The organism is Agromyces albus (assembly GCF_004134825.1).
GTDB lineage: Bacteria > Actinomycetota > Actinomycetes > Actinomycetales > Microbacteriaceae > Agromyces > Agromyces albus.
In genome coordinates, this window is record NZ_SDPN01000081.1 from 1 (window position 1) to 5,913 (window position 5,913).

At 73.3% G+C, this 5,913-nt stretch carries 7 protein-coding genes; all 7 read left to right on the forward strand.

Features of this window, described 5'->3' with window-relative positions:
- Positions 1 to 842, forward strand: an 842-nt coding sequence (locus tag ESP51_RS20070; RefSeq protein WP_164990616.1) for an ROK family protein, incomplete at its 5' end; no start/stop codon positions are given.
- Positions 839 to 1,807 (forward strand): 1-phosphofructokinase family hexose kinase, encoded by a 969-nt coding sequence (locus ESP51_RS20075; RefSeq protein ID WP_129522635.1) that lies wholly within the window; start codon positions 839 to 841, stop codon positions 1,805 to 1,807. The genes ESP51_RS20070 and ESP51_RS20075, both read left to right, overlap by 4 nt.
- Entirely contained in the window at positions 1,804 to 2,658 is an 855-nt protein-coding gene (locus tag ESP51_RS20080; protein WP_129522636.1) for a class II fructose-bisphosphate aldolase, read from the forward strand. Before ESP51_RS20075 ends, ESP51_RS20080 begins: the two co-directional genes overlap by 4 nt.
- Entirely contained in the window at positions 2,655 to 3,443 is a 789-nt protein-coding gene (locus tag ESP51_RS20085) for a DeoR/GlpR family DNA-binding transcription regulator (protein ID WP_129522637.1), read from the forward strand. The genes ESP51_RS20080 and ESP51_RS20085 overlap by 4 nt, the downstream gene beginning before the upstream one ends.
- Positions 3,440 to 4,597, forward strand: coding sequence for an N-acetylglucosamine-6-phosphate deacetylase (nagA, locus tag ESP51_RS20090; protein ID WP_129522638.1), 1,158 nt, complete (start codon positions 3,440 to 3,442; stop codon positions 4,595 to 4,597). Before ESP51_RS20085 ends, nagA begins: the two co-directional genes overlap by 4 nt.
- A 25-nt stretch (positions 4,598 to 4,622) precedes the next feature.
- Complete coding sequence (locus tag ESP51_RS20095; protein WP_129522639.1) at positions 4,623 to 4,820, forward strand: hypothetical protein; 198 nt, start codon at positions 4,623 to 4,625, stop codon at positions 4,818 to 4,820.
- A 121-nt stretch (positions 4,821 to 4,941) separates the two neighbouring features.
- On the forward strand, positions 4,942 to 5,913 hold a 972-nt coding region (locus tag ESP51_RS20100; protein WP_129522640.1), incomplete at its 3' end, for a sigma-70 family RNA polymerase sigma factor.

The following is a 5,913-nucleotide window of genomic DNA, read 5'->3' on the forward strand; positions in this document are numbered from 1 at the left end:
CCCCGACCCCGCGAGACCCGGCCGACCCCGCCGGCGCGATCGTCGCCGCGCTCGCCGGCCTCGCTCGCAAGCACCTCGCCGAAGCACCCGGTGCGCGAGTCGCAGCGGCCGGCGTGAGCGTGCCCGGCCTCGTCGACGAGCGCACCGGCATGGGCATCTTCGCGAGCAACCTCGGCTGGCGCGACGCCCCGATCCGCTCGCTCGCCGAGGAGGCGATCAGGCTTCCCATCGCGTTCGGACACGATGTTCGAGCGGCGGGCGACGCCGAGCACCGCCTCGGCGCTGCACGCGGCTACGGCGACGTCGTCGTGCTCGCGATCGGCACGGGCATCGCGGGCTCGATCGTGCTCGGCGGCCGCCCGTATTCCGGCGGCGGCTTCGCGGGCGAGCTCGGACACGCGCTGAGCGACCCGCGCGGCGAGCGCTGCGCGTGCGGTGCGGTCGGATGCCTCGAGACGATCGCCTCGGCGGGCGCAATCGCCCGCCGGTACACCGCGGCATCCGGCACCGCCGTCACCGGCGCCCGCGACGTGCTCGCTGCAGCGAAGGCGGGCGACACTGTGGCGGAGCGGGTGTGGGACGACGCCGTCGAGGCGCTCGCCGAGCAGCTCGCGCGTCTCGTCGCGATGATCGCCCCCGAGGCCGTCGTGATCGGCGGCGGGCTCGCGCAGGCCGGTCCCGCTCTCTTCACGCCGCTCGGCGAGCGACTCGACGGGTTGCTCAGCTTCCACCGCCGGCCGGCGCTCGTGCAAGCGCAGCTCGGCGACGACGCCGGCCTGCTCGGCACCGCTCTCGCCGCTCGCGACCTCGCCTCGGCGCTCGAGACGGGCGGCACGCCGTGATCCTCACCGTCACGCCGAACCCGGCGCTCGATCTCACGTGGCACGTCGACCGGCTCACGCCCGGGGCGACGCACCGAGTGCCCGCCGGAACCGCGCGAGCGGGAGGCAAGGGCGTGAACGTGGCACGGGTGCTGCACGGGAGGCGCATCGAAGTGCTCGCGCTCGCCACGAGCGGCGGTGCCACGGGCGCCGAGTTCACGAGGGAGCTCGACTCGAGCGGCATCCCGCATCACCTCGTGCCGGTCGGCGGCGCAACCCGCCGCAGTGTCGCGATCGTCGATGACGAGCGCGGCGAGACGGCGGTCCTCAACGAGCACGGCGCACCGCTCGACGCCGCCGAGTCGAGCGCCCTGCTCGACGCGGCAGCGCGCCTCGGCCGAGCGAGCCGCGTCGCGGCGATCTGCGGGAGCCTGCCGCCCGGCGTCTCCCCCGACGCCCTCTGCGCGCTCGTCGAGGACCTCGTGGCCGCGGGCACTCGCGTCGTCGTCGACACGAGCGGTCCCGGCATCCTCGCCGCCGCGCGGGCCGGCGCACACGCCCTCAAGCCGAACCGCGACGAGCTCGAAGCTGCCACGGGGCACGCCGATCCGGTCAGCGGAGCGCGAGCGCTCCTCGACCTCGGGGCGCGCCTCGTCGTCGTCTCGCTCGGCGCCGAGGGCCTCGTCTGCGTCAGCCGAGCGGATGCCGCGGGCGGCCTCAGGGCGCGGCTGCCCCGGGTGCTCCACGGCAACGCGACGGGTGCCGGCGATGCGCTCGTCGCCGCGATCGCGGCGGCACTCGCCGACACCCCCGACCTGCACGCCGACACGGATGTCGCCGCCACCGCACGCTCGCGCCTGGCTCGCCGGGCTGCGGCCTGGTCGGCGTCGGCGGTGCTCATGCCGCTCGCAGGCGAGCTCTCCCCCGAGCACGACGCCCTCGAGGCCGAGGTCGTCGTCGAATCCATCGCCGAGGAGCACGCATGACGCTCACCCCCACCCGCGAGCTCCTCGACGTGGCCGTCGCCGCAGGGCGAGGCATCGGCGCCTTCAACGTGCTGCATCTCGAGACGGCCGAGGCGCTCGCGTCGGCCGCCGAGGCCGCCGGCCGTCCCGTCATCCTCCAGCTCTCGCAGAACTGCGTCCGCTACCACGGCGGGCTCGAGCCGATCGCCCTCGCGACGCTCGCGGTGGCCGATGCGTCGAGCGCCGACATCGCGGTGCACCTCGACCATGCGGAGGATCCCACCCTCGCTCTCCGGGCGATCGAGCTCGGCTTCGGCTCGGTCATGTACGACGGGTCGAAGCTCGACTTCGACGAGAACGTCGCGGCGACCCGTCTCGTCGTGGAGCGCGCCTCCGCCGCGGGAGTGCTCGTGGAGGCCGAGCTCGGGGAGATCGGCGGCAAGGACGGCGCGCACGCGCCGGGAGTTCGAACCGATCCCGACGAGGCGGCGCGCTTCGTCGCGGCGACGGGCGTCGAGGCGCTCGCGGTCGCGGTCGGCTCGCAGCACGCGATGACGGAGCGGGTCGCCGCGATCGACCTCGACCTCATCGGGCGCCTGCGGGCGGCGGTGCCGGTGCCGCTCGTGCTGCACGGGTCATCCGGCGTGCCAGACGCCACGATCGTGGCGGGCATCCGCGCCGGCCTCACGAAGATCAACGTGTCGACCCACCTGAGCACTCGGTTCACGGGCGCGATCCGCCGATATCTCGACGAGCATCCGACGGTCGTAGACTCGCGGACGTATCTCGCCGAGGGCCGAACCGCTGTCGAGCACGAAGCGGCCAGGCTGCTCCTGCTCCTCGCCGGGGCCGGGAAGGAGCAGCACGCATGAACCGCGCAGAGCGACTGAGCGCCGTGCTCGACCTGCTCGCCGAAGACGGGCAGCTCGAGGTCGACGCGATCGTCGAGCGCCTCGGGGTCTCGCCCGCCACCGCACGTCGTGACCTCGACGCCCTCGCGCAACAGCAGCTGCTCACCCGAACGCGCGGCGGCGCCGTCGCCCATTCAGTGGCGTACGACCTGCCGATCCGCTACAAGAACCAGCAGAACCCCGAGGCCAAGGCGGCGATCGCCCGCGCAGCGAGCGCCCTCGTGCCGCGCGGCGCCGTGATCGGGCTCTGCGGCGGCACGACGGCCACGGCCATCGCCGACGCGCTCATGTCGCGTGCCGACATCATGGAGCCGGCGCCCGACCCGAGCCTCACGGTCGTGACGAACGCGATCAACATCGCGATGCAGCTCGCGATGCGCCCCCAGATCAAGACGGTCGTCACGGGCGGGGTCGTGCACGCCCGCTCCTACGAGCTCGTCGGCTCGTACACCGACGCGGTGCTCGCGAGCGTGACCCTCGATTTCGCCTTCATCGGGGTCAATGGCATCGATCCGAACCTCGGCCCGACCTCGCACGATGAGCGCGAGGCCGCCGTGAACGCGCTCATGGCCGCGCGCGCGACCCACGCGGTACTCGTCGCGGACTCGAGCAAGATCGACAAGCGCGCGTTCGCGGCGATCGGCCCGCCGCGGCTGTTCACGACGCTCATCACCGACGCGGGCGCCACCGAGGAGCAGCGCGAACGCCTCGCCGATCGCGGCTACGACGTTATCGTTGCCGAGTGAGCACTTCCCGGGCCGTCATCCACTCCGCACGCCTCGTGAGCGGTGCCGACACCGTCGCCGATGCGTGGGTGCGGTTCGAGGGCGACCGCATCGCCGAGCGCGGCATCGGAGATTCGTGGCGTGACGACCTCCCCGCTGCGGTCGACGTGACGGATGCCGCGGGCCGCTTCCTCGTTCCCGGATTCATCGACCTGCACTGCCATGGCGCCGGCGGTGCATCCGCCGACGAGGGCGAGGCGGCCATCGAGACCGTGCTCGCCGTGCACAACGCCCACGGCACCACTCGTTCGGTGCTCTCGCTCGTGACGGCGCCGATCGATCGGCTCGCGACCCAGCTCGAGGCGATCGCGCGGGTCGCCGCGGTCGATCCGCGGGTGCTCGGCGCGCACCTCGAGGGGCCGTTCCTCGATGCCGAGTTCCGCGGGGCGCACGACGCGGACATGCTGCGCACGGCGGATGCGGCATCCGTCGACCTGCTCCTCGACGCGGCGCGCGGCACGCTTCGGCAGGTCACCCTCGCCCCCGAGCGCCCCGGAGCGGCCGAGGCGATCGCCGGGTTCACCGGCGCAGGGGTCGTCGTCGCGGTCGGACACACCGGCGCCGACTTCGAGACGGCCCTCGCGGCGTTCGAGGCCGGGGCGAGCCTGCTCACGCATGCCTTCAATGGCATGCGCGGCATCCACCATCGTGCTCCGGGCCCGGTCGTGGCGGCGATGCGCGCCGATCACGTGACGCTCGAGATCATCAACGACGGCGTGCACGTGCACCCCGACGTCGTGCGCCTCGCGTTCGCCGGTGCGCCGGGGCGGGTGGCGCTCGTGAGCGACGCGATGGCGGCGACCGGATCGGCCGACGGCGACTACATCCTCGGCTCCCTCGACGTCGTGGTGGCGGGCGGCGTCGCCCGCCTGCGCGACGGCGGGTCGATCGCGGGCTCGACGCTCACGCAAGACGAGGCGCTGCGGCGCGCCGTCGTCGACAGCGGGATCCCACTCGAGGAGGCCGTCGGCGCGCTGACGATCGCCCCGGCCGCGGCCATCGGCCGGGCACTCGACCTCGGCCGACTCGAGGCGGGGTACGCTGCCGATGCGGTGCTGCTCGGCGATGAGCTCGGCGTCGAGGCCGTGTGGTGCGCCGGGAACCGACTCGTCTGAACGCCTCGCGCGGGTCGATTCACCTGTGGCGGGGCTCGGAGACGTGTTCCCCATCGCCTCCGAACCCCCGCCCGGTCGATCGGTCGCGTCGACCCCCGACGCGACCGATCAGGCGCCGGCTCCGCCGGCATCCGTCTCGGAGTTCGGGTCTCCGGAGACGGTGGTGTTCGAGGGCGTGATTGCCGCCCTCACCTTGAGAGATGTCGCGCTCAGCGATCTATGACGCGATTCACAAATAAATCTGGTGAAATGAGTCCACCCCGCGGCGACCGCGTCATGAATCGCCGATCGAAGCGTCTCTCCTGTGAGACGCCTTTTGTTCGCCCGAACCCCAAGGAGGCGGCGTGCCCCCCGTGCGCACCGACCAGGCTGCCGACGAAGCGCTCATCGAGCGCACGCGCCGCGGCGACCGCTCGGCGTACGCGGAACTCTGGCGGCGCCACGCTGCATCGGGCCGCACGGTCGCGCGCTCGTTCAGCTCACTCGACGCCGACGATCTCGTCGCGGAGTCCTTCACCAAGATCTACGACGCGATCCTCGCGGGCGGCGGGCCGCGAGGCGCATTCCGCCCCTACCTCTTCACGACGATCCGCAACACCGCGGCCGGGTGGGGTCGTGCAAGGCATGAGACGAACCTCGAGACGCTCGAGTCGTTCGAAGACCCCACCTCGAGCGAATCGGCCTCGCTCGACGCCCTCGACCGCTCGACGACCGCCCAGGCCTTCCGCTCGCTGCCCACGCGCTGGCAGGAGGTGCTCTGGTACTCAGAGGTCGAGAACATGACCCCGCAGCAGATCGCGCCGATCGTCGGCATGAGCGCCAACAGCACGGCCGCGCTCGCCTACCGGGCCCGCGAGGGACTGCGACAGGCGTGGATCCAGGCGCACCTGCGCAACGCGGCAGCGGAGCCCGAGTGCCAGTGGAGCATCGATCGGCTCGGCGGCTACACGCGCGGCAAGCTCCGCGCGCGCGACACGGCGCGGCTCGAGGCCCACCTCGACGACTGCGCACGCTGCACGATCGTCGCCGCAGAGGCGAGAGAGGTCGGGTCGCGTCTCGCGCTCGTGCTGCTGCCGCTCGCCGCCGGCATCGGCGGCGCGACGGCGTACTCGGCCTGGTTGTCCCAGGGCACGCCCGTGGCCATCGTGGCACTCGGTGCCACGGGAATGCCCGCCGCCGTCACGGCCGGCGGCGGCGCTTCCGGTGGCGGAACCGGTGCCGGGAGCGGTGCTGCGGGTGCCGGGAGCGGTGCAGGCGCCTCCGCGTCGAGTGCCACGGTGGCGGGCGCCGTCGGCGGAAGCGGCCTCGCGATCGGC